Source organism: Mycolicibacterium fallax (assembly GCF_010726955.1).
GTDB classification, from domain to species: Bacteria; Actinomycetota; Actinomycetes; order Mycobacteriales; family Mycobacteriaceae; genus Mycobacterium; species Mycobacterium fallax.
Genome location: NZ_AP022603.1, coordinates 4,055,562 through 4,079,247, shown reverse-complemented (window position 1 = coordinate 4,079,247; position 23,686 = coordinate 4,055,562). Strand labels below are relative to the sequence as shown.

The following is a 23,686-nucleotide window of genomic DNA, read 5'->3' as shown; positions in this document are numbered from 1 at the left end:
GCGCTACTCCCAACCGACCTGCGACGGTTCCCGGTCGCTGCGCAGCCCCCGCCAGCTGGCGTGCCGCAGCCGGCCGTCGGCCGAGCGTTCGGCGTAGCGGACCTCGCCGACCAGCGTCGGCGTCACGAACGTCACCCCGGCGGCCTCCGGCCCGACCAGCCTGGCGCGAAACGGGCTCTCGTCGCTGCGCAACGGATCCAGCAGGTCCCTGAGCGTGGCCAGGTCCTTCTCGGTGAAGCCGGTGCCGACCCGGCCGACGTAGTCCAGGCCGTCGGCGCCCGGCACGCCCATCAGCAGCGCGCCGATCCCGCCGCCCCGGCCGCCCTGCCCGGCGCTCCAGCCACCGATCAGCACGTCCTGGGTCCGCCAATTCTTGTCCTTGAGCCAGGCCGCCGAACGGCGCCCGGGCTGATAGCTGGAGTCCCAGCGTTTGGCCACCACGCCCTCCCAGCCGCGTTCCCGGGAGATCGCCAGCGCCTCGGCGCCATCGCCAGGAATCCGTTCCGGGACGGTCAGATTCACCGCTTCGCCCAGGGTTTCCAGCACCCTGCGACGGTCCGAGTACTTGGCGTTGAGCAGCGATCGGCCGTCCAGCGCCAGCACATCGAAGGCCCAGAACTGCACCGCGGTGGCCCGCAGCCGGGCCTGCAGCGCGGCGAACCGCGGCACCCCGGCATCGTCGGTGACCACCACCTCCCCGTCCAGCAGCACCCGGTGATCGGCCAGGTCGGCGCCCAGATGCTGCAGCTGGGGGAACTCGGCGGTGACGTCCCGGCCGGTGCGCGACCGCAGCCGCAGCACTCCCCGGTCGACCTCGACCAGCAGCCGGTGGCCATCCCACTTGCCCTCGAACGCCCACTGCGCGGCGGTCAGTTTGGCCACCGACCGCGGCGTCGCCAGCATCGGGGCGAGGTCGGCGGGCAGCGGGGTCGGCTGGTCCTTCATCCGGTGCGCCAGCCAGTTCTTGCCGCCGGTCTGGATCAGCGCGTACCGGCCGGAGATCCGCTGCCCGTGCAGGGTGACGATGACCTCGCCGCCGGTGCCCTCGTCGCGGAACTTCTCCGTCTCGTAGCTGCCGGAATCCCAGATGTTCACCCGGCCCGCGCCGTACTCGCCGGCCGGGATGATCCCGGCGAAGGTGCCGTATTCCAGCGGGTGGTCCTCGGTGTGCACGGCCAGGTGGTTCACCGCCGGGGAGGTCGGCAGGTTCTTCGGGATCGCCCAGGACACCAGCACCCCGTCGCGCTCCAGCCGGAAGTCGTAGTGCAGCCGACGGGCGTGGTGCTCATGGATGACGAAGGTGTCGTTGTTGCCGGCCGGCGCGGCCGCTGCGGGCACCGGCTCGGGGGTCTTGGTCCCGTCGCGCATCGACCGGTAGACCCCGAGCCGGTCCGGGGCCGCGGCGGCGGCGTCGAGGCCCTCCAGCAGGTCGCCGTCGCGGGCGAATCGGGCCAGCACCTCGTCAAAGCGCAGTTGCCGCAGGTCCGGGTCGTCGAGCTCGTCCCAGCTGCGCGGCGCGGCCACCGTCGGGGTGGCCGTACCGCGCAGCGAATACGGCGCCACGGTGGTCTTCGACCCGCTGTTCTGGCTCCAGTCGATGAACACCTTGCCGGCCCGGCTGCTTCGGGTCATCGTCGCGGTGACCAAATCGGGCATCGCCGCCTCCAGTTGCTGCGCGACCCGCTTGGCCAGCACCGCGGCGCCCCGGGAACTGACCGGCTCGGTGAACGGCGCGTACACGTGCAGCCCGGTGCTGCCGCTGGTCAGCGGGAAGCTGGGCAGCCCGATATCGCTCATCATGTCCCGCACCGCGCGGGCCACCGTGCACAGCTGGGCCATCGCCACGCCGTCGCCCGGATCCAGGTCGAACACCAGCCGGGTGGCCGGCCCGGGCACGGTGGTGACGAACCGCCACTGCGGCACGTGCACCTCCAGCGCGGCCTGCTGGGCGATCCAGGCCAGCGATTCGACGGTGTCCAGGATCGGGTAGACGGTGGTCGCGCTGCGGTGCTGGATGCTGCCCCGGTGCAGCCAGTCCGGCGCCGATGCGGCCAGCTGCTTTTCGAAGAACGACGTCCCGTCAACACCGTTGGGCCAGCGTTTGCGGGTGGCCGGCCGCCCGGCGATGTGCGGCAGCATCGCCTCGGCGATGCTGGTGTAGTAGTCGAACACCGCGGCCTTCGTGGTGCCTGTATCCGGATACAGCACCTTCTCGGCGTTGGTCAGCGTGACCCGGGCTACCCGTGCACCCATCGGACCCAACCTATACCGGCCGGCGCCGGGCCACCGGGCCGCAACGAAATCCGATTGACCACGCGCGATTGTGGGCATACTGGGGTGATGCGATCCATCTGGAAGGGTTCGATCGCGTTCGGCCTTGTCAACGTGCCGGTCCGGGTGTACAGCGCGACCGAGGATCACGATCTGAAGTTCAGACAGGTGCACGTCAAGGACAACGGCCGGATTCGGTACAAGCGGGTCTGCGAGGAGTGCGGCGAGGTCGTCGACTACCAGGACATCGCCAAGGCCTACGACTCCGATGACGGGCGCAGCGTGGTGATCACCGACGCGGACATCGCCACGCTGCCCGAGGAACGCAGCCGGGAGATCGAGGTGGTCGAGTTCGTGCCGGCCGACCAGATCGACCCGATCATGTACGACCGCAGCTATTTTCTGGAACCCGACAGCAAGTCCACGAAATCCTATGTGCTGCTGGCCCGAACGCTCGCGCAGACCGATCGCGTTGCGGTGGTGCATTTTTCGCTGCGGAACAAGACCCGGCTGGCGGCGCTGCGGGTGATGGAGTTCGGCAAGCGGGAGGTCATGGTGGTGCACACGCTGCTGTGGCCCGACGAGATCCGCGACCCGGACTTCCCCGCGCTGGACGCCGACGTGGAGATCAAGTCGGCGGAGGTGAAGATGGCCGGGCAGGTCGTCGACTCGATGGCCGCCGACTTCCACCCCGAGCAGTTCCGCGACGACTACCAGGACCAGCTGCGCGAGCTGGTGGAGGCCAAGCTGGACGGCGGGGAGGCGTTCAGCAGCGAGGAGCACCCCACCGCGCTCGACGAGAGCGAGGACGTGTCCGATCTGCTGGCCAAGCTGGAGGCCAGCGTCAAGCAGCGCCGCGGTGCGGGGAACGGGTAGGCCACCCGAGAACTCCCGGGCCCCCGCTAGCATCGGTTGTCATGTGGTTTCGGCGTGGCCTCTACGCGGTGGTGATCGGTTCCCTGGTGCTCAGCGGCTGCTCGGGCGGTCCTTCGACCCCGGAGTCCGCGGGCGGCCCGGCCGAGGTCGGCGCCACCAGCGACACCAACCCGCACCCGGTCTCGGACCTGCGACCCGGCGGCAACCTGCGGCTGGCGATCACCGGGTTCCCGTCGAACTTCAACTCCCTGCACATCGACGGCAACGACGCCGACACCCACCGGATGCTGAAGCCGACCATGCCGCGGGCGTTCCGGCTGGCCGCCGACGGGTCGCCCAGCGTCGACACCGACTACTTCACCAGCGTGGAGCTGACCGGCACCGATCCCCAGGTCGTCACCTACACGATCAACCCGAAGGCGGTCTGGTCCGACGGCAGCCCGATCACCTGGGAGGACATCCGATCCCAGATCGAGGCCACCAGCGGCAAGAACAAGGAATTCGCGATCGCCAACACCAACGGCAGCGAGCGCGTCGCGTCGGTCACCCGCGGCGTGGACGACCGGCAGGCGATCATCACCTTCGCCAAGCACTACACCGAATGGCGCGGCATGTTCGCCGGCAACGGTGAGCTGCTGCCCCGGACCGTGACCGCCGACCCGACGACCTTCAACACCGCCCTGCTCAACGGTCCCGGCCTGTCCGCCGGGCCGTTCATCGTCTCCGACATCGACCGCACCGCCCAGCGCGTCACCCTGACCCGCAACCCGCTCTGGTGGGGCACCCCGCCGGTGCTGGAGTCGATGACCTTCCTGGTGCTCGACGACGCCGCCCGCATCCCGGCCCTGCAGAACAACACCATCGACGCCGTGGGCCTGAGCGACCTCGACGAGATGACCATCGCCCGCAGCACCCCGGGCCTGGCGATGCGGCGCGCCCCGGCCCCGCAGTGGTACCACCTGACCTTCAACGGCGCACCGGGGTCGATCCTGGCCGACCGGGACCTGCGGCGGGCCATCGCCAAGGGCATCGACCGCAACCTGATCGCCACCGTCACCCAGCGCGGACTCACCGACGACCCGGTGCCGCTGAACAATCACGTGTTCGTCCGGGGTCAGCAGGGCTACCGGGACAACAGCCAGATCGCCGCGTTCGACCCGGAGGCCGCCAAGGCCGAACTCGACGAACTCGGCTGGCTGCTCAACGGCCAGTACCGGGAGAAGGACGGCAGGCAACTGGTACTGCGCGACGTGCTCTACGACGGTCAGATCCCGAAGAACATCGGCCAGATCGTGCAGAACAGCCTGGCCCAGATCGGGGTGAAGCTGGAGCTGCTGCCCAAGCCCGGGACCGGGTTCTTCTCCAAGTACGTCATCCCCGGGAACTTCGATGTGGCGCAGTTCTCCTGGGTCGGTGACGCGTTCCCGTTCGCCGGGCTGAACCAGATCTTCGCCGCCGACGGGGAATCCAACTTCGGCAAGATCGGCAGCCCGGAGATCGACGCGAAGATCGAGCAGACCCTCGACGAGCTGGATCCGGACAAGGCCCGCGAGCTGGCCAACGAACTGGACACGCTGATCTGGGCCGAGGGGTTCAGCCTGCCGCTGACCCAGACCCCGGGCAACATGGCGGTGCGCTCGAACCTGGCCAACTACGGCCCGGCCGGCCTCGGCGACCTGGACTTCACCACCATCGGCTTCCTGAAGTAGCCGACCTCGTTCAGCGCGGCAGCCGGACCGGAGACACCCGGCCGAGGAAGGCCCCGGCGTCCAGCGCAAGCGCGGCCAACCGGACCGTCGCATTGCCCGGCAGCGCGTCCAGTTCGGTTCCCCGGCGCGCCAATTCGGCGATGTCGTCGCCGCCGGCCGTCACCGCCGCAGCGACCCGAATCGCCGCGCGCTCCCGGGTGTCCAGGATGCTGTGGCCCGCGGTTGGCAGCCGCACCGGCACCGCGCCGGGGATCAGGTCGGCGACCCGGGCGGCGATGGCCGGCGGGGTGGTCAGATCCCGGCCACCGGAGAGCACCACGGTGGGCCAGTCGAACCGGGGCATTTCGGCGACCAGATCGTAGGGCTCCTCCTCGAAATCCGGTGCGGCGCCCGGCATCTGCTCGGCGAGCTCCCCCATCCCCACCGACGGGTCCAGCGGCAGTCCGTCCGGGGTGCCGCGATAATCCAACTCGCGGAAGGCGATCCGGTTCACCAAGTCCACCTCATTGTGGAACGGCACCACCCGCATCGCCTGCTCGCCGATCAACTCCATGATCCGCCACAGCACCGTCCGGCCGGACAACAGCAGGTCCAGCTGCCGGTCCAGTGCGCGGACCCCGCCGAACTCGTACACCGTCGCGGCCAGCTGGGTGGCGGTGGAGTCCAGCAGCCCGCGGTCCACCAGGGCCCGGGCCTTGGCGGCCAGCGCCGCCCCGGTCGGGCCGGTGCCGGCCAGCAGCAACTCCCGGATCGCCTCCCGGACATCGTGGATGTCGCGCGCGGAGAGCACCGGCGAGTCCAGCACCATCGACCGCACCCGCCGCGGCTGCCGGACCCCCAGTCCGGCGGCCAGATAACCGCCGTAGGACGTGCCGTAGACGGTCGCCCGGTCCACCCCCGCCGCGTCGAGCACGGCGGCCAGGTCGGCGACGACCTGGTCGACGGTGATCGCCGCCTCGGGCAGGTCCGCGCCGTCGTCGGTGTGCCGGGACAGTCCCACCCCGCGGTGCTCGACCATGATGACGTCCAGTCCGCGGGCCGCGGCGTGCTCGCGGAAGGCCCGGTAGGGCTGCACCGAGGCCAGGCCGGGGCCGCCGGGGATGACCAGCACCGGATGCACCGAGGGCGGGCCGGTGCGCACGTAGTAGAGGTCGAACTCCGCGGCGCCGCGCGGTGTCACCGGCCGCCGGACCGCGGCCACCCCCGGGGTGGCGGCCAGGCGGTCACGGATGCGCTGCCGCCACGAACTTCGGCTCATCGCGCTCCCCACTCACCGCCGCTGCGGTGAGCATATGCCCGGTTCCTGGGGCCCCGGTGGGCCACTAGGCGGCCGGGCCGACCTCGTGCACGACCGGCCCGGGCGCACCGTCGCCGAGGTCGATCCGGTGCGCATCAGCGATCGCGTCGAAGCGCTCCGGCGCGCAGGTCAACACGATCACCTGGCCGTCGGCGCCGGCCAGGTCGAACACCTCGGCCATCCGGGCCAGCCGGTCCGGGTCGGTGAAGCCGAGCGCGTCGTCGATGACGACCGGAACGGTGTCGTCGTGGGCGACCAGCGCGGCCACCGCCAGCCGGGCGATGATGCCGAGTTGCTCCTTCGCCCCTCCGGACAGCGAGTCATACGGCACGGTGCGCCCGTCCAGGGTGCGGCTGCGGATGCGCAGATCGCTGTCCACCTCGACCTCGAACGTCGCCCCGAAGACGCCGCGGCCCAGCCGCTGGATCTCGGCGCGAAACGGCTCGACATAGCGACGTCGGGTGTTCTCCCGGTGCCGGCCGATCACCGAACGCAGCGTGGCCGCGGCGCGGGCGCGGTCCCGGACTCGGTCGTGCACGGTGCCGGCGCGGCTCACCGCGGTCTGGGCGGCCTGCAACTTGCTGGTCCGGCCCTCACCGCCGAACACCTCGAGGGCCACCGCGGCGTCGCGCTGCTCCCGGGTGAGCTCCTCATGGCGGGCGGCCAGCGCGACGGAGCTCTCGGTGGCGCCGCGCAGCTCGGTGGCCACCGCCTCGGCGTCGGCCTCGGCGTAGCGCAGGCCCAGCTCGGCGACCCGCTGATCGGCGCGCTCGGCGGCCGACTGGGCGGTCGCCGCGGCCGCGGTCAGCCGGTCATCGGCGGTCGCCGCGCGCGCCTCGGCCAGCCGGCGGGTGACGGCGTCGAGTTCGGTGCGCGCCGCGTCCAGCCGCTCCCGGCCGGTCGCCGCCCGCAGCTCACACTGTGCCCGCGCGGCGGCGCACTGGGCCGCCGCCGCGCGGGCGCTGTCCCCGTCGCGATCGGCGGCGGCCTGCGCCGCGGTCGCCGCGGCGACCGCGGCGCGGGCCGTGTCCAGGTCGGCGTCGCCCAGCTCCGGATCGGCATCGAGGTCCGCGGCCAGCTCGGCCGACCGGCGGCGCAGTTCGGCGATCTCCTCGCCGGCCAGCAGGCCGGCCAGGGCGGCGCTCAGCCCGTCGCGCCGGGTGCTCAGTTCCCGGCGGTGACCATCGAGCGCCTCGGCGGCCGCGACGTCCGCGCAGCCCGCGGGCTCCAGCAGCGCGGTCAGCCGGGCCCGCGCGGCCATCAGGGTGCTCTGGCCCTCGGCCGCCGACGCCGCCGGGACGATCCGGGCCCGCAGCACGCCCGGCAGCCGCAGTTCGGTGGCCTCGGTCAGGGTCAGGGTCCGGGTCGCTCCGGTCGACAGCGGCAGCACCGCCTGGTCGGCGAGCAGCTCGGTGTCGCTCTCGGCGGTCAGTTCCAGCACCGTGGCGGCCAGCTCGGCCTTCGCCTGGGCGATGTGCACCTCGGCGTCGGCCCGCTGGATCGCCCGCCAGCCCGCGTCGGTGACCGTGATGGTCGCCAATTCGGCCTCCACCGCGGCGAACTCGGTCTCGGCGGCGGCGATCCGGGCCAGCCGCTCGGCCAGCCGGTCCGCCTCGGCCCGCTGACGCAGCCGCTCCACCACCGACCGGGCGGCCTCGGCGGCCGCGGTGGCGGCGATCCGGGCCGCCTCGGCGGCCGCCGCGTCGGCGTCGGCGGTCTCGGCGGCGATCCGGGCGGCCTCGATCAACGCGTCGGCGGTGTGCGCGGCGGCCTGCGCCTCGGCCACCGCGGTGCCGCGGCGGGTCAGCTCGGCCTGCAGTTCCAGCCGGTCGGCCAGTGCCCGGGCGGCGCCGACCGCGGTGGTCGCGGTGTCCTTCGCGGCGGCCTCGGCCACCTCGAGGTCGGCGCTGATCGCCGCGACGCGTTCGGCGGCCGTCGTCGCCGCGGTCAGCCGCTGCTCAACGGCGGCTCGGCCGGAGTCCAGTGCGGCGATCTGTTCGCCGAGCTCGGTGTGCCGGCGCAGCCGCTCGTCGACCTCCTCGACCGCCGTCAGGCAAGCGGCCTCGTGTGCCTTGGCCTCGCGCAGCGCCGCCCTGGCCTCGGCCCATTCCCCGGTTTCCCGGCCGGTCGCGGTGAAGTACTTGCGGTACTCGGCCTCGATCTGCTCGATCAGCACCGGGTTGGCGTCGTCGGCGGCGTCCTGGTCACCCCGGCCGGCGGCGATGTCCAGCGCCCGGGACAGCGCGTCGCAGTCGGACAGCTCCACCGGTGTGGTCGAGTCCGCCTGCAGCACCCGCTGCGCCTGCCACAGCGCGGTGTCCACGGTCTCGGCGAGCATCGCCTGCACCCGGTCGTGCGCCTCGTCGCCGGCGAGCTGCTCGCGGACCGGCGCCAGGATGCTCAACGCGGTCTCCCGGTTCTTGTGGAACCGCTTGCGGTAGACGAACCGGTAGACGCCGGTGCTGATCTCCGCCTCGACCTCGGCGCCGACGTCGGCGTGGGTGGGCTTGACCTGTTTGACCTGCTTGTGCGCGGAGCGATCCTTGTACTCCAGCAGCAGATCCAGCGCCTCGAACAGCGAGGACTTGCCGATCTCGTTGGCGCCCGAGACGACGGTGACCCCGCGGTCGGCGAAGCAGATCTCGCGGTCCTCGACGCCGCGGTAGTTCCTCAGGGCCAGCCGGTGCAGCTTCACGCGCTGCGCCTGTCGTCGCCGGTCACCGCGCCCTTGCCGGACAGCCGCAGCAGCAGTGCCAGCGCCCCCTGGGCGTCGGCGGCGGCCTCGGCGTCGGCGGACCGCGCGGTGCCCACCAGTTCGTCGACGGCGTCGGCGGCGAACCCGCCGAAGCCCAGCTCGGAGAACTCCCGGTCGGCGGGCACCACCGCGAGGTCGCAGTGCGATTCCCACAGGTCCAGCCACGCGAACACCCGGTCGTAGCGGTAGATGCAGTCGTCCAGGCGGGCACGGTCGGTGACCGTCAGGGTGCCGGTCAGCTCCAGCCGGACCACGGTGCGTTCCTTGTTCGCCAGGGCGTCGAGCTCGATGTCCAGGTCGGTGATGTCCCGGTCGCCGTCGACCCGGCGGCGCAGCGTGACGAACCGCCAGCTGCCGACCCGGCGGGCCGCAACGGTCACCGGGTGCGCCGGGTCGTCCTCGTCGACGTCGACGATCAGCACGTGACCGGGGTCCGGCTCGATGTCGTCCCAGTTGGTCACCTCCTGGGCGCCGGAATACCAAATCCGTCCGGTGTCCCCGACCCGGGTCCGGGAATGCTTGTCCCCCAGCGCGACGTAGTGCACGACGCCGCGTTCGATGGCGTCCTCCAGCCGACCCAGCCGGATCAGCGCCGGGTTGCCCGGATCCGGGTCCAGCCGGTCCACCCCGCCGTGCCCGACCAGAATGCGGACGGTGCCGTCGGCGGGCAGCCCGTGAAGGGCGGCGGCGGCCAGGTCCGCGGTGGGGCGCTTGGACCGCCACGGCGCGGCGACGATCTGCAGCCCGGGCCGGACCTCGACGGCGCCGGAGCGGTCCAGCACGGTGACGTTGTCCGGGCATTGCTGGGCGAACAGCTTGCTGGTGTAGATCGAGGCCGCGTCGAGCGGATCGTGATTGCCCGGCAGCAGGTACACCGGCACCCCGATCGCGCGCATCGCCTCCAGCGACCGGCTGATCACGTCCGGATCGAGCTGGTTGGCCTCGAACACATCACCGGCCACCACGACGAACTCGGCGCCGATCTCGGCGGCCAGCGCCCCGAGCCCGGCCACCGTCTCCCGGCGGGCCGCCGAATACCGCGGCTGGGCCTCACCGGCCAGGAAATGCCTGGTCATGCCAAGCTGCCAGTCGGCGGTGTGCAGGAAACGCGTCACGTCCGGTCCTCTCTGGTGCTGGTATCGACCCTGGCAAGGCGAAGTCTAAGTTGACCGTCCGACAAGTCCCCGGCGGCGCGCGCCGGGAACCCCGACAAAGCCCGCACGGGTGCCCTAACCTGGCCGGGTGAGCGACCAGAAACGCACCCTCGTGCTGCTCCGGCATGCGAAATCGGCCTACCCGGCCGGGGTCGCCGACCCGCTGCGGCCGCTGGCGCCGCGCGGTCTGCGCGAGGCCGGACTGGCCGGGGACTGGCTGCGCTCACCGGCCTCGGCCAGCCCACCGATTCAGGCGGTGCTGTGCTCGACGGCGACCCGAACCCGGCAGACCCTGGAACGCACCGGACTGTCGGCACCGGTGGAATTTGTCGACGGGCTCTACGGCGCGTCGCCCGGCTCGGTGATCGCCGAAATCAACCGGGTCGACGAGGAACGGTTCGGGTTCGACGCGGGCACGCTGCTGGTGATCGGGCATGAGCCGGCGATATCCACGGTGGCGCTGCGGTTGGCCGGCGCCCCGGGCACCAGCCCGGCCGCCGTCGACCGGATCACCGCGAAGTATCCGACCTCGGCGATGGCGGTGCTGCGGTTCACCGGCCCCTGGTCGGCGCTGAGCGCGGGGACCGCCGCGCTGGTCAGCTTCCACGTGCCGCGCTGAGGCTCGCCCTCGCTTTAGGCCGAGGTCTGGAGGGTTTGTTCCATCAGCTTGAGGGCCTGCGCGCACGCGTCGATGCCGGGGGCCTGCGGGTTCACCCACCAGCCGACCACGCCGACCGCGTCGCTGGCCACCCCGCACGCCCCGTTCGGGTCGTTGGCGCGCATCACGATGGAGGCCACCCCGGCCACCGACCGGTTCTCCACCTCATAGTTCAGCTGCTTGGCGACGCTGCGCTCGTTGTCCAGGGAACCCTGCTCGAACCAGAACCGGGTGATGTCCACCAGTGCGCCGCCGGAGTTCAGTGCCTGCCATCGGCACACCGCGCCGACGAAGGTGCTCTGGATGTTCAGCGGATCGGCGTCAACGGTCTTGGCCAGCACATCGGAGGTGAGCACATCGCATTCCTTGAGCAGGTTCGGGTAGCTCTCCTGGGCGCTGTTGTTGCGCGGGCCCGCACCGGCCTTCACCGCGTCGCCGTCGATGGCGCGACTGCACCCGCTGAGCAACGCCACCGTCGACAGCATCACCGCGGCGCCGACTGCCACGCGACGACCCAAGCCAGCACCCATCGGCGCACGTCCCTTCGGCCCGCTCACTTGGCGTTCTCAATCGATTGCTTGGTCAGTTCCTTGGCCACATCGCACGGATCCGGGTACGGCTGCTGGGCGTAACTGACCGACCACTCGATGAAGTCGTCGCCGAACTGGATGCCGATCTCGCAGAGGTTGTTCGCGCCGGACAGATCGGAGCCGACGGCGATGAAGCCGTCGTTGCCGTTGATGGTGATGTCATCGACGCTGTCGCGGGACAGTTCCTCGGTCTTGCGTTCCCGTCCGATCGGGCTGCCGCGGAAGTTCGTGAAGGAGAAGTGCGGGCCGACGATCAGACCGTTGATCAGCCACTGGCAGCCCACCGAGGTCTTCGCCGTGCCGACGAGTCCCGGGGTCTCGGTCACCTGCATGACCGTCTCGTCGGAGACGCCGCCGCATTCCGGGAAGAACGGGCCGTGCTGGGCCTCGGCCTGCGGTCCGCTGTCGGTCGGCGCATCGGGGACCGGGCCCGACGAATCGGGCGAACATCCCGCGACCAGCGGGAGCACCGCCAGTGCCGCCACGGCCACCGCCGTCTTGATCGTCAACGCATGCTCCCGTTCATCACTCCGTCATGGTAGCGGCAGCGGCAGCGGCCACTCACCGACACGGCGGTTGACCTGGCATTTTGCCGTGTCGGCGCGGCGCGGGCCGGCCTCGGGTGCGAGAGTAGCCGAATGCTGTTGGCCCTGCTGCGCCGCCATCTGCGGCCCTACCGGCGGCCGGTGGCCGTGGTGATCGCGGCGCAGACGATCAGCACCGCCGCCCTGCTGTACCTGCCGACGGTCAACGCGTCGATCATCGACGACGGGGTCACCGTCGGCGACACCGCCACCATCACCCGGCTCGGCGCGGTCATGCTGGCCGTCACCGGTGTGCAGGTGCTGTGCGCGGTCAGCGCGGTCTACTTCGGTTCCCGGGCCGCGATGGGCTTCGGCCGCGACCTGCGCGCGGCGGTGTTCACCCACGTCACCGACTTCTCCGAGCACGAACGAGCCCGGTTCGGCGCGCCGTCGCTGCTGACCCGCACCACCAACGACGTCGCCCAGGTCCAGGTACTGGCCCAGATGACCTTCACCGTGCTGGTGACCGCCCCGATCATGTGCGTGGGCGGGGTGCTGATGGCCGTGCACCAGGACGCCGGGCTGGCCTGGGTGCTGCTGGTCAGCGTCCCGGTGCTGGCGCTGGCCAACGGCGCGATCGTGCTGCGGTTGCTGCCGGTGTTCCGGCGGATGCAGGCCCTGATCGACGGGATCAACCGGGTGCTGCGCGACCAGCTGTCCGGCATCCGGGTGATCCGCGCGTTCGACCGGGAACCGTTGGAGCAGCGCCGATTCGACGCGGCCAACACCGACCTCGCCGAGACCGCCATGACGGCAGGCCGCGGGCAGGCGCTGATGCTGCCGGTGGCGACGCTGACCATCAACATCTCCAGCGTCGCACTGATCTGGTTCGGCGGGCACCGGATCGACGCCGGGCAGATGCAGGTCGGCTCGCTGATCGCCTTCCTGGCCTACTTCATGCAGATCCTGATGGCCGTGCTGATGACCACCATGTTCCTGTCGCTGCTGCCGCGGGCCAGCGCCTGCGCGGAGCGGATCACCGAGGTTCTCGACACCGCGCCCACGATCACCGACCCGCCCCATCCGGTGCAACCGCCGGGGCCGATCACCGGCCGGATCGACTGTGCGGCGGTGACCTTCCGGTATCCGGGGGCCGACCGCCCGGTGCTCGACGGGGTGTCGCTGCACGCGCAGCCCGGTGACACCGTGGCGATCGTCGGCCGGACCGGGTCCGGCAAGTCCACCCTGATCTCGCTGCTGGCGCGCAGCTATGAGGTCGGTTCCGGCGCGATCCGGCTCGACGGCATCGACCTGCGCGACTACCGGACCGCGACGCTGTGGGGTGCCCTCGGCGTGGTGCCGCAACGCGGCTACCTGTTCTCCGGCACCGTCGCCGACAATCTGCGCTACGGGCGCACCGACGCCACCGCCGAACAGATGTGGGCGGCGCTGCGGGTGGCCTGCGCCGACGAGTTCGTCGCCGCCCACCCCGACGGCCTGGACATGCCGGTGGCCCAGGGCGGGATGAACTTCTCCGGCGGCCAGCGCCAGCGGCTGGCGATCGCCCGGGCGGTGATCCGGAATCCCGCGGTGTATCTGCTCGACGACGCGCTGTCGGCGCTGGACGTGCACACCGACGCCCGGGTACGGGCCCGGTTGCGCGCGGCCGCGGCCGGGGCGACGGTGATCATGGTGGCCCAGCGCATCTCGACCGTCATCGAGGCCGACACGGTGCTGGTGCTCGAGGACGGCGCGGTGGTCGGCACCGGCCGGCACGACGAATTGCTGCGCGACTGTCCCGCCTACGCCGAACTGGCCGAATCGCAGTCGGTCGGGGCGCCCGGATGACCGCGGCCGGGCGCACCCGCCCCGATCCGGGCCTGCCGCTGCCGTCCCGGGGCGCCCTGGGCACCACCGCACCGGTGGAACGGGCCCGCGACCTGCGCGGGGTGGCGGCCCGGATGCTGGGGCGGCTGCGGCCGCAGCGCGCCGCGGTGGCCGCGGTGCTGGTGCTGTCGATGTGCGGCATCCTGATCAGCGCGATCGGCCCGCGGATCCTCGGCCACGCCACCGATCTGCTGTTCGACGGGGTGATCGGGGCCCGGCTGCCGGCCGGGATCGACAAGGCCCAGGCGGTCGCCGACGCCCGCGCCCGCGGCGAGGGCACCTTCGCCGACATGCTCGCCGCGATGGACGTGGTCCCGGGCCACGGGGTGGACTTCGGCGCGGTTGGCCGCACTCTCGGGCTGGCCCTTGGCCTGTATCTGGTGGCCGCACTGTTCATCTGGGTGCAGGCCCGGCTGCTCAACGTCATCGTGCAGCGCACCCTGGCCGGGCTGCGCGGTGAGGTCGCCGCCAAGATCCACCGATTGCCGTTGTCGCACTTCGATTCCCGGCCACGGGGGGAACTGCTGTCCCGGGTCACCAACGATGTGGACAACATCGCGACCTCGGTGTCGATGACGGTCAACCAGCTGCTGTCCTCGATGCTGACCCTGCTGGCCGTGCTGGCGATGATGCTGACCATCTCCCCGACGCTGACCGCTCTGGCGGTGGCCACCGTGCCGCTGTCGCTGTGGGCGACCCGGGCGATCACCCGTCGCTCCCGGAAACTGTTTGCCGCGCAATGGCGCAACACCGGCGAGCTCAATGCGCACATCGAGGAGACCTACAGCGGTTTCACCCTGGTGCGCACCTACGGGCACCGCGATGCCGCCCGGCAACGGTTCACCGAACGCAATGAGCAGGTGTACCGCGCCAGCCGATCGGCGCAGTTCCTGTCCGGACTGGTCGGTCCCGCAACGACCTTCGTCGGCAATATCAGCTACGTCGCGGTCGCCGTCGTCGGCGGCATTGAGGTGGCCACCGGCCAGATCTCACTCGGCGGCATCCAGGCGTTCATCCAGTACGTGCGCCAGTTCAACCAACCACTGGCCCAGGTGGCCGGCATGTACAACACGCTGCAGTCCGGACTGGCCAGCGCAGAACGGGTTTTCGAGTTCCTCGACGAGACCGAGATGACCCCGGACCCGCCGGGCCGACTGCCCACCGGCCGGGGCCGGCCGCCCCGCATCGTGTTCGACGGCGTCGGCTTCGGCTACCGCCCGGGCCGGCCGGTGCTGGAGTCGGTGACGCTGACCGCCGAACCCGGGACGACGGTGGCGGTGGTCGGCCCCACCGGCGCCGGCAAGACCACCCTGGTGAACCTGCTGATGCGGTTCTACGACCCCGATGCCGGCCGAATCCTGTTCGACGGCACCGATCTGGCCACCGTCGGCCGCGCCGAACTGCGGTCCCGGGCCGGGATGGTGCTGCAGGACACCTGGCTGTTCGACGGCACCATCGCCGAGAACATCGGCTACGGCCGGCCCGGCGCGACCGAGGCCGAGATCCACGACGCGGCGCGCTCGGCGTTCGTCGACGGCTTCGTCTCGGCGCTCCCGGGCGGCTATGACACCCGGGTCGGCGACACCGGCGCGGCGCTCAGTGCCGGTGAGCGGCAGCTGATCACCATCGCGCGGGCGTTCCTGGCCCGGCCCGACCTACTGATCCTCGACGAGGCGACCAGTTCGGTGGACACCCGCACCGAACTGCGGATCCAGCGCGCGATGGCCGAACTGCGCCGGGATCGAACGTGTTTCATCATCGCCCACCGGCTCTCCACCATCCGGGACGCCGACCTGATCGTGGTGCTCGACGGCGGCCGGGTCCTCGAGCAGGGCGGCCACCGCGAGCTTTTGGCCCGCCGCGGCGCGTACTGGGCGATGATCCAGGCCGCCGGCTGAGCCGCCGCCGTCAGCCGCGGCGGGCCAGCAGCGCGACTCCGCCGCCGACCACCAGCACCAGCGCCAGCAGCAGCGCCCAGCCGGAGCCGGCCAGCAGCCACACCGCGGCGCAGGCCAGCAGCGCCGGGGAGGCGGCGAACAGGGTCATCCCCGGATGCTGTCGCACCACCGACCAGGCGCTGCTCGCCCGAACCCGGTCGATCTCCTTACCTGCCATCACCTCATGATGCCAGCCGCCGGCGCCCCAGACCTGTCATCGAGTTCCGGCGCGTTTGACCCGGTACAGCTTGGTCTCCCCGGTGATGCCCTTGAGTTTGCGGGCGCCGACGAACTTCCACTCGAAGTTCACCTCGTCGTCGATCACATCCTTGAGCGATTCGGCGGCCAGCACCCGGCCCGGCCGGGCCGCGGCGGTGACCCGGCTGGCCAGGTTCACCGGGGCGCCGAACCAGTCCCCCGAGCGACCCATCGCCGAGCCCCACGCCATCCCGGTGCGCAGCCTCGGCAGGCCCGGATCGGCCTCGGCGGCATCGGCCAGGTCCAGCATCGCGTTGAGCAGCGCCAGCGGTTCCGGGCACACCATCATCACCGCGTCACCGATCGTCTTGACCAGCCGCACCGGCGGATCGATAACCTCGCGTGCGGTGTCGCTGAGCCGCAGCGCCATGTCCTCAATGTCCTCCGGCGGCAGCACCTCGCCCAGCCCGGTGAAGTCGACCAGGTCGGCGAACGCGACGGCCACCTCCCGGGCGCCGGGGCGGGCCGCGCCCTCGGCACGCTCGGCCTCGGTGACCGCCTCGGTCTGCATCACGTTGCGCAGCTTGAGCATCAGCAGGTCGGTGATCATCGGTCCCAGTACCGGGGCGGCGGCCTCCATCATCCGCTCGGAGCGCTGGGCGATTTCCAGTTCGGTCAGCCCCGGCTTCATCACCATGCTCAGCGCGGCGTTGCGCATCATCTCGGCGACCGGGGTCAGCCCCTCGGCCAGTACCCGGGCGATCCGCAGCAGTTCGTCGGTGTCGAAGCCCATCCGGACGAACTGCGCGGTGTGGAAGGTCGCCTCACCGTCGGCACGCAGGTACGCCTTCTCGTCGGGATCCTGCACGTGGTGCAGCCCGAGGGCCCGCAGGACCCGCTCCTGCAGGGCAAGATCCAGCCCGGTGTTCGCGGCGATCTCGCGGGTGCTGACCCGGTCACCGTCGTCGCCGATCACCCGGCGGGAGGCCATCAGCACCGGCGAGACGGTCGACTCGATCTCCTCGAACGGGTAGCCCCGGCTCAGCAGCCAGTCCACGAGTTCGATCCGCTCGTCGCGGCGGGTTCCGCTCAGGCCGTCGAAGAGCGACGAATTCTCGATCCTCGGATCAACGGACACCAGTTCAACCTACCGTCGGGTACCGGCGTTTCTCAGCTGATCGACGGACGGCGCTGCGCCCACGGCCGATCCGCCTCGATCTCCGCACTCAGCGACAGCAGCGTCGCCTCGTCGAAGGGGCGGCCCACCAATTGGATCGACAGCGGCAGGCCCTGCCGGTCCAGGCCCCACGGCAGCACGGCGGCCGGCTGACCGGTGGCGTTGAGGACGGACTGATACGGCACCCGGGCACCGACCAGCGCCAGCGTCGCCAATCCGCCGAGCCGGCGGTAGGCCCCCACCCGCGACGGTCCGGTCGCACAGCCCGGGGTGATGACCACATCGACGTCGTCGAAAATGCCGTTGACCCGGGCGGCCAGCTCGGCCTCGCCGGCCCGGATCCGCGCCATCCGGTCATCGGAGATCAGCCGGCCGACCCGGGCCAGCCCGCGGGTGCGGGAGTCCAGGCGTTCTGGATGCGGCAGCGCCCGCACATCGTCGGACAGCCCGCGAAGCATCCGGGGCAGCACCTGGGCGTAAATCGAGGTTCGCGGGTAGTCGATCTCGCGCAGCACCACCTGGTGGCCGAGGTCGCGCAGCAGCGCACCGGCCTGATGCACCGCCGCACGCTGCTCGGCGTCTCGGTACGCGGCGCCGATCGGAGGGATGTTGGTGCTCAACGCGATTCGCAATCGGCCCGGCGGATGCGAGGCCGCCCGGACGAACCCGCCCTCGGGCGCGGGCAGCTCCGACTTGGTGGTGGTGACGTCGAGGAACAGCGCGGCGTCCTCCACCGTGCGGGTGATCGGACCGTTCACGGTCAGGCCGTTCCAGCCGCCCTCGTGCGGCGCGGTCGGCACCCGGCCGCGCTGCGGCTTGAGCCCGTACAACCCGCACCAGGTCGCCGGGATCCGGATGGAGCCTGCCCCGTCGGAGCCCAGCGCGAACGGGGCCAGCCCGGCGGCGACGGCGGCCGCGCTGCCGCCGCTGCTGCCGCCCGGGGTGCGCGCGACATCCCACGGGTTGTGCGTGGCACCGAAGGCCACCGACTCGGTGAACGGCCACAGCATCATCTCCGGGACCGCGGTCTTGCCGAGGATCACCGCGCCGGCCTCCCGCAGCCGGGTGATCACCTCGGCGTCCCGGGTCGGGGCCGGACCGGCGGCGTTGCTGCCGAAGGTGGTGAGCTGGCCGGCGACGTCGGTGTCGTCCTTGATCGCGATCGGCACGCCGAGCAGCGGGGCCCGCTCACCGGCGTCCAGGCGCTCCTGGGCCTCGGCGGCGGCCCGGCGGGCCGCGTCGACCAGCACGATCCGGTAGGCCCGCAGTTCCGGGTCCAGCCGGGCGATCCGCTCCAGATACAGCTCGGTGAGTGCCGGGGCGGTGATGGCGCCGCCGGCCAGCATCCGGGCCTGTTCGGCGGCACCGGCAAACACCAGGTCGATCGAGTCCATGGCGGGAACAGTAGTCGCGCGCTCTACCGTGGCCGGTATGTCTTGTGTGTTCTGCTCGATCGTGGCCGGGCAAGCCCCGGCGATCCGAATCCATGAGGACGACGACTACCTGGCGTTCCTGGACATCCGCCCGATGGTTCGCGGGCACACCCTGATCATTCCCAAGGCCCACCACGTCGACCTGACCGACACTCCGGCGCCGGTGCTGGCCGGGATGATGGCGCTCGGGCAGCGGGTGGCACTGGCCGCCCGGGCCTCCGGCCTGCACGCCGACGGCAGCAACGTCGTCATCAACGACGGCAAGGCCGCGTTCCAGTCGGTGTTCCACATCCACCTGCACGTGGCGCCGCGCCGCCGCGGCGACAAGCTGCGGTTCGCCGCCGGCGTGCTGCTGCGCCGCGACCCCGCCCGCGAGGAAACCGGCCGACTGCTGCGGGCGGCGCTGCACTGACGGAGGTTTGTTTTAAAGCAGCTCGTCGGCCAGCAGTTCCAGGGTCTGCACCCGGGCCGGGGCGGTGGCCGGGTCGGTGCCGCGCAGCGCGCCGCCGACCGGGCTGATCATCACCTCGTCGACACCGAATCGCTCGGCCAGGCCGTGCAGCGCCGCGGCGGCCTCGGCCGGGGTGCCGACGACGGTGGTGGCATCGGAGGCGGCGATCACGGCGCGCTCGGCGACCGACAGGTCCAGCAGCTCGGCGTGCTCGACCAGGTCGATCGGCCCGATCGGTTGGCCGGTCCGCAGCCGCGCCATCATCACCCGGTTGGGCAGCGCCAGCCGTTCGGCCTCGGCGCGGGTCGGGGCCACCGACACGTTGACGGTCAGGAAGGTGCGCGGCGCCGGGGTGGTCGCCGACGGCACGAACTCGTCGCGGTAAACCGCCAGCGCCTCGGCGGTGCCGCGGCCGGCGAAGTGGTGCGCGAACACGTACGGCAGGCCCTTGGCGGCGGCCAGGTGCGCGGAGTACATCGACGACCCGAGCAGCCAGATCGGCGGTTGCCCGTCGGCGGCCGGGGTGGCCCTGAGCACGTAGTCCTCCCCCGACCGCAGCGCCACCCGGGCGCCGTGCGGGCTCATCAGGGCGGCCACCTCGTCGAGGTAGCTCGGGAACTCGTCGATCCGGCGGCGTTCGGCCGCCACGTCAGCGGTCCAGCCCCGCATCGCCGCCGAGGTCACCGGGTCAGAACCCGGCGCCCGTCCGAGCCCCAGGTCGATGCGACCCGGCGCGGCGGCCTCCAGCAGCGCGAACTGCTCGGCGACGGCCAGCGGGGCGTGGTTGGGCAGCATCACTCCGCCCGAGCCCAGCCGGATCCGCTCGGTCTGGGCGGCCAGGTAGCCGATCAGCACCGGCGGGCTGGTCGCGGCCACCGGCGCCATGTTGTGATGCTCGGCCAGCCAATACCGGGTGTAGCCGCGGGTGTCGGCGGTCCGGGCGAGCGTCACCGTGGCGGCGAGCGCGTCGGCGCTGCGCTGATCGGTGCGGACGGGGACCAGGTCGAGGACAGAAAGCCGCATGACGGCTGTAACGCCCGCCGCGCTGGGTTGTTCCCGGCGCGGTGCTCCCCGCTCAGCCGGCCGGGTGCTCCCGGCTGAGCCGCACCGCGGCGCCGAACACGTCGTCGAGCATCGCCGGGGTGAGCCGGCCGGTGAACATGTTCTGCTGGCTCGGGTGGTAGCAGCCGAGCAACGTCACCCCGTCCCCCTCGGCGACCACGCCGTGACCGAATTTCGGTTTTGGGCCGTCGAACCGGCCCTCGAGCAGGTGCAACGCCACCTGCCAGGCGAACCCGCCGAGGGCGACCACCACCCGCACGTCGTCGGCGATCAGCCGCCATTCGGCGGCCAGCCACGGGTCGCAGGTGCGGCGCTCCTGCGGGGTCGGCGCGTTGGCCGGCGGGGCGCAGCGCACCGGGGACCCGATCCGCACGCCGACGGCCCGCAGCCCGTCGGCGGCATCGACACTGTCCGGTGCGCTGACCAGCCCGGCCCGATGCAGCGCGGCGAACAACTGGTCGCCGGAGCGGTCCCCGGTGAAGATCCGCCCGGTCCGGTTGGCGCCGTGGGCGGCCGGGGCCAGCCCGAGGATGAAGATGCCCGGGTGCTCGTCGCCCCAACCCGGCACCGGCCGGCCCCAGTAGGGCTGCCCGAGGAACGCCCGGCGCTTATCCACCGCGACCTGCTCGCGCCAGCTGACCAGCCGCGGGCAGCCGCGGCAGACGCTGATCTCGGCGTCCAGTTCGGCGATGGTCTCGGCGCGGCCGGCCAGCCGCGCGACCCGGTTCGCCGTCGTCGCGATCGGGGTGGCCGGGGTGGCCGGGTCACCGGGCCAGCCGGCGCCGGCGGGCACCGGAGAGGCGAAGAGCTGCCCGGTGCGCGGGTGCGGCAGCTCCGGGGGCTGCGGAGATGTCATCACACCCGATTGTGCTCGCCGGGACCCGGCGCCGGCCGGCCGGTACGAAATTGGCTGGCCGCACCCGAGTCCGGCGACATACTCTTGCGCTGCGATGAACGGCGACCGCGCTCCGCTGCTGCTGTTGCTGTTCGCCACCGTGACCGCCGGGGCAGGCAACGGCATCTCGATCGTCGCGTTTCCCTGGCTTGCCCTGCAGCACAACGGATCCGCCTCGGCCGCCGCCGTGGTGGCGACGGCCGGGACGGTGCCGCTGCTGGCCTCCACGCTGCTGGCCGGCGCGGCGGTGGATTATCTGGGCCGGCGCCGGGTGTCGATGCTCTCCGATGCGCTGTCCGGGCTGTCGGTGGCGATGGTGCCGGTGCTGGTGCTGCTGTGCGGGGCGGGTGCGATCAACGTGCTGTCGCTGTCCGCGCTGGCCGCGCTCGGCGCGGTGTTCGACCCGGCCGGGATGACCGCGCGGATCTCGATGCTGCCGGAGGCGGCCGAGCGGGCGGGCTGGTCGCTGGACCGGGCCAACGGCGGTTATCAGGCGGCGTTCAACCTCGCCTACATCGTCGGCCCGGGCATCGGCGGGGTGTTGATCGCCACGCTCGGCGGCGCGCAGACCATGTGGGTGACCGCCGGGCTGTTCGTGGCGGCGCTGCTGGCCGTCGGGATGATCCGGCTGGCCGGGGCGGGCCGCCCGGACCGGGCCAAGCTGCCCGAACGGCTGTGGCCGGGAATCGTCGAGGGACTGCGGTTCGTCTGTCACAACCGGGTGCTGCGGACGCTGGCGGCGGTCGACCTGATCATCAACGGGCTCTACGTGCCGATCGAATCGGTGCTGTTTCCGAAGTACTTCACCGACCGCGGGCAGCCACAGCAGTTGGGTTGGGTGTTGATGGCGCTGGCCGCCGGCGGCCTGATCGGGGCTCTCGGCTACGCGGTGACCGCACGCCACCTGCCGCGGCGCAGCACGCTGATCGCCGCGATGCTGACCCTCGGGGTGACCACGACGGTGATCGCGTTCCTGCCGCCGCTGCCGCTGATCCTGGTGCTCTCACTGCTGGTGGGCCTGGTGTACGGCCCGATCGGCCCGATCTACAACTACGTGATGCAGACCCGGGCGCCGGCCCAATTGCGCGGTCGGGTGGTGGGCGTGATGGGGTCGCTGGCCTACGCCGCGGGCCCGGTCGGGCTGATCATCGCCGGGCCGCTCGCCGACGCCGCGGGCCTGACGGTGACGTTCCTGGCGCTGTCGGTGCCGATGCTGGCCGTCGGGCTGGCGGCACTGGCCCTGCCGTCGCTGCGCGAGTTGGACCGCCGCTGAGCAAACCCTCGTAGGATGGCCGTCCGTGATCAATCCGCAGCTCACCGACCTGATTGCCGAACTGCCCGACGGCGTCGTCGTCACCGATCCGGACATCCTGGCCTCCTACCGCCAGGACCGTGCGGTCGACCCCGACGCCGGCACTCCGCTGGCGGTGGTTCGCCCGCACACCACCGAGCAGGTCCAGTCGGTGCTGCGCTGGGCCACCGCCAACCGGATCGCCGTGGTGCCGCGCGGCGCGGGCACCGGGCTGTCCGGCGGCGCGACAGCGGTCAACGGCGGGATCGTGCTGTCCACGGAGAAGATGCGCGACATCCACATCGACCCGGTCACCCGGGTCGCGGTGGTGCAGCCCGGCCGGCTCAACGCCGAGGTGAAGGCGGCCGCCGCCGAGCACGGGCTGTGGTACCCGCCGGACCCGTCGTCATTCGAAATCTGCTCGATCGGCGGCAACATCGCCACCAATGCCGGCGGTCTGTGCTGCGTGAAATACGGTGTCACAACCGATTACGTGCTCGGCATGCAGGTGGTGTTGGCCGACGGCACCGCGGTACGACTCGGTGGCCCGCGGCTCAAGGACGTCGCCGGGCTGTCGCTGACCAAGTTGTTTGTCGGCAGCGAGGGCACCCTCGGGGTGATCACCGAGGTGACCCTGCGGCTGCTGCCGGCCCAGCCGCCGCGGGCGGTGGTGGTGGCCACCTTCCCCGCCGTCGCCGACGCCTGCCAGGCCGTCGTCGCCGTCACCACCCAGATCCGGCCGGCGATGCTGGAGTTCATGGACCGCACCACCATCAACGCGGTCGAGGACAAGCTGCGGATGGGGCTGGACCGGTCGGCCGGCGCGATGCTGGTGGCCGCCTCCGACGAGCGCGGCGGGGCCGCCGGCGCCGACGCGGAGCTCATCGCCGAGGCGTTCACCGCGCACCGCGCGCTGGAGGTGTACAGCACCGCCGACCCGGTCGAGGGCGAGGCCTTCGTCACCGCCCGGCGCGAAGCCATTCCGGCGGTGGAGGCCACCGGCGCGCTGCTGCTGGAGGACGTGGGGGTTCCGCTGCCGCGGCTGGCGGAACTGGTGTCCGGCATCGAGGAGCTGTCCGCGCGGCACCGGGTCACCGTCGCGGTGATCGCGCACGCCGGCGACGGCAACACCCACCCGCTGATCGTCTTCGACCCCGCCGACGCCGACATGGCCGCCCGCGCGCAGGTGCTGTTCGGCGAGATCATGGACCTTGCGGTGCGCCTCGGCGGCACCATCACCGGCGAGCACGGGGTCGGGCGGCTGAAGAAGCCGTGGCTGGCCGGCCAGCTCGGGCCCGAGGCGATGGAGCTCAACCGGCGGATCAAGGCCGCGCTGGATCCCGACGACATCCTCAACCCCGGCGCCCTGATCTGACGCCCGGGCCCGCCGGGACCCTCCCCATCCCGCCCAGCGCTCAACCTGGTCCGCGACACGCCGATGCCCGTGTACCTGGTTGAGCGCTCGCGGGAAAGGGGGCGGGCCAGCGGGACCGCAGGCATTGACATTTGGCGGAAAACGTC

Annotated in this window: 18 protein-coding genes and 1 pseudogene; 8 read left to right on the top strand and 11 right to left on the bottom strand. The window is 72.0% G+C overall.

Annotated elements, in window-relative coordinates; genetic code table 11:
• Positions 1-3: 3 nt before the first annotated feature.
• A complete protein-coding gene (locus G6N10_RS19605; RefSeq protein ID WP_085098001.1) occupies positions 4-2,253 on the bottom strand; it encodes an ATP-dependent DNA ligase in 2,250 nt (749 codons plus the stop codon).
• Positions 2,254-2,340: 87 nt separating this feature from the next.
• Here G6N10_RS19605 and ku point away from each other — a divergent pair.
• Together ku and G6N10_RS19595 are read left to right on the top strand one after the other, a co-directional pair.
• Positions 2,341-3,144 (top strand): annotated as a pseudogene (gene ku / locus G6N10_RS19600) (non-homologous end joining protein Ku); the annotation flags it as partial.
• A 44-nt stretch (positions 3,145-3,188) separates the two neighbouring features.
• On the top strand, positions 3,189-4,856 hold the full coding sequence (locus G6N10_RS19595) for an oligopeptide ABC transporter substrate-binding protein OppA (RefSeq protein ID WP_085097995.1): 1,668 nt from the start codon (positions 3,189-3,191) through the stop codon (positions 4,854-4,856).
• Between the two features lie 10 nt (positions 4,857-4,866).
• On the opposite strand, the gene G6N10_RS19590 is transcribed toward G6N10_RS19595, so the two are convergent.
• From G6N10_RS19590 to G6N10_RS19580, 3 genes are all read right to left on the bottom strand, one after another.
• A complete protein-coding gene (locus tag G6N10_RS19590; protein ID WP_085097992.1) occupies positions 4,867-6,114 on the bottom strand; it encodes an alpha/beta fold hydrolase in 1,248 nt (415 codons plus the stop codon).
• 64 nt (positions 6,115-6,178) lie between these two features.
• Positions 6,179-8,848, bottom strand: coding sequence for an AAA family ATPase (locus tag G6N10_RS19585; protein WP_085097989.1), 2,670 nt, complete (start codon positions 8,846-8,848; stop codon positions 6,179-6,181).
• Positions 8,845-9,984, bottom strand: coding sequence for a metallophosphoesterase family protein (locus tag G6N10_RS19580; protein WP_085098252.1), 1,140 nt, complete (start codon positions 9,982-9,984; stop codon positions 8,845-8,847). Before G6N10_RS19580 ends, G6N10_RS19585 begins: the two co-directional genes overlap by 4 nt.
• 166 nt (positions 9,985-10,150) lie before the next feature.
• Here G6N10_RS19580 and G6N10_RS19575 point away from each other — a divergent pair, with 166 nt between their 5' ends.
• Positions 10,151-10,681: a SixA phosphatase family protein gene (locus G6N10_RS19575; RefSeq protein WP_085097986.1), complete on the top strand. Its 531-nt coding sequence runs from the start codon at positions 10,151-10,153 to the stop codon at positions 10,679-10,681.
• A gap of 14 nt (positions 10,682-10,695) precedes the next feature.
• On the opposite strand, the gene G6N10_RS19570 is transcribed toward G6N10_RS19575, so the two are convergent.
• On the bottom strand, positions 10,696-11,205 hold the full coding sequence (locus G6N10_RS19570; RefSeq protein WP_407664035.1) for a DUF3558 domain-containing protein: 510 nt from the start codon (positions 11,203-11,205) through the stop codon (positions 10,696-10,698).
• A 68-nt stretch (positions 11,206-11,273) separates the two neighbouring features.
• Positions 11,274-11,819, bottom strand: a complete 546-nt coding sequence (locus G6N10_RS19565) for a DUF3558 domain-containing protein (protein ID WP_234810607.1) — start codon at positions 11,817-11,819, stop codon at positions 11,274-11,276.
• A 129-nt stretch (positions 11,820-11,948) separates the two neighbouring features.
• Here G6N10_RS19565 and G6N10_RS19560 point away from each other — a divergent pair, with 129 nt between their 5' ends.
• Positions 11,949-13,682 (top strand): ABC transporter ATP-binding protein, encoded by a 1,734-nt coding sequence (locus G6N10_RS19560; RefSeq protein ID WP_085097980.1) that lies wholly within the window; start codon positions 11,949-11,951, stop codon positions 13,680-13,682.
• Positions 13,679-15,619, top strand: a complete 1,941-nt coding sequence (locus G6N10_RS19555) for an ABC transporter ATP-binding protein (protein WP_085097976.1) — start codon at positions 13,679-13,681, stop codon at positions 15,617-15,619. The genes G6N10_RS19560 and G6N10_RS19555 overlap by 4 nt, the downstream gene beginning before the upstream one ends.
• 10 nt (positions 15,620-15,629) lie before the next feature.
• On the opposite strand, the gene G6N10_RS19550 is transcribed toward G6N10_RS19555, so the two are convergent.
• Genes G6N10_RS19550 through G6N10_RS19540 form a run of 3 tightly spaced genes read right to left on the bottom strand, consistent with a single transcriptional unit; the run spans position 15,630 to position 18,427 of the window.
• Positions 15,630-15,836 (bottom strand): hypothetical protein, encoded by a 207-nt coding sequence (locus G6N10_RS19550; RefSeq protein ID WP_085097972.1) that lies wholly within the window; start codon positions 15,834-15,836, stop codon positions 15,630-15,632.
• Positions 15,837-15,872: 36 nt separating this feature from the next.
• Positions 15,873-16,994, bottom strand: coding sequence for an adenylate/guanylate cyclase domain-containing protein (locus tag G6N10_RS19545; RefSeq protein WP_109750560.1), 1,122 nt, complete (start codon positions 16,992-16,994; stop codon positions 15,873-15,875).
• Between the two features lie 32 nt (positions 16,995-17,026).
• Entirely contained in the window at positions 17,027-18,427 is a 1,401-nt protein-coding gene (locus G6N10_RS19540; RefSeq protein ID WP_085097966.1) for an amidase, read from the bottom strand.
• 37 nt (positions 18,428-18,464) lie between these two features.
• Here G6N10_RS19540 and G6N10_RS19535 point away from each other — a divergent pair, with 37 nt between their 5' ends.
• Positions 18,465-18,878, top strand: a complete 414-nt coding sequence (locus tag G6N10_RS19535) for an HIT family protein (RefSeq protein ID WP_085097963.1) — start codon at positions 18,465-18,467, stop codon at positions 18,876-18,878.
• Between the two features lie 12 nt (positions 18,879-18,890).
• Here G6N10_RS19535 and G6N10_RS19530 read toward each other — a convergent pair whose 3' ends face one another.
• Positions 18,891-19,940: an LLM class flavin-dependent oxidoreductase gene (locus G6N10_RS19530; RefSeq protein ID WP_085097960.1), complete on the bottom strand. Its 1,050-nt coding sequence runs from the start codon at positions 19,938-19,940 to the stop codon at positions 18,891-18,893.
• A 52-nt stretch (positions 19,941-19,992) separates the two neighbouring features.
• Complete coding sequence (locus G6N10_RS19525) at positions 19,993-20,835, bottom strand: uracil-DNA glycosylase (protein WP_085097957.1); 843 nt, start codon at positions 20,833-20,835, stop codon at positions 19,993-19,995.
• A gap of 94 nt (positions 20,836-20,929) precedes the next feature.
• Here G6N10_RS19525 and G6N10_RS19520 point away from each other — a divergent pair, with 94 nt between their 5' ends.
• Positions 20,930-22,147, top strand: coding sequence for a multidrug efflux MFS transporter Tap (locus G6N10_RS19520; RefSeq protein WP_085097954.1), 1,218 nt, complete (start codon positions 20,930-20,932; stop codon positions 22,145-22,147).
• A gap of 25 nt (positions 22,148-22,172) precedes the next feature.
• The gene (locus G6N10_RS19515) at positions 22,173-23,540 is read left to right on the top strand and encodes an FAD-binding oxidoreductase (protein WP_407664005.1); all 1,368 of its coding nucleotides are present in this window, start codon (positions 22,173-22,175) and stop codon (positions 23,538-23,540) included.
• Positions 23,541-23,686 lie beyond the last annotated feature (146 nt).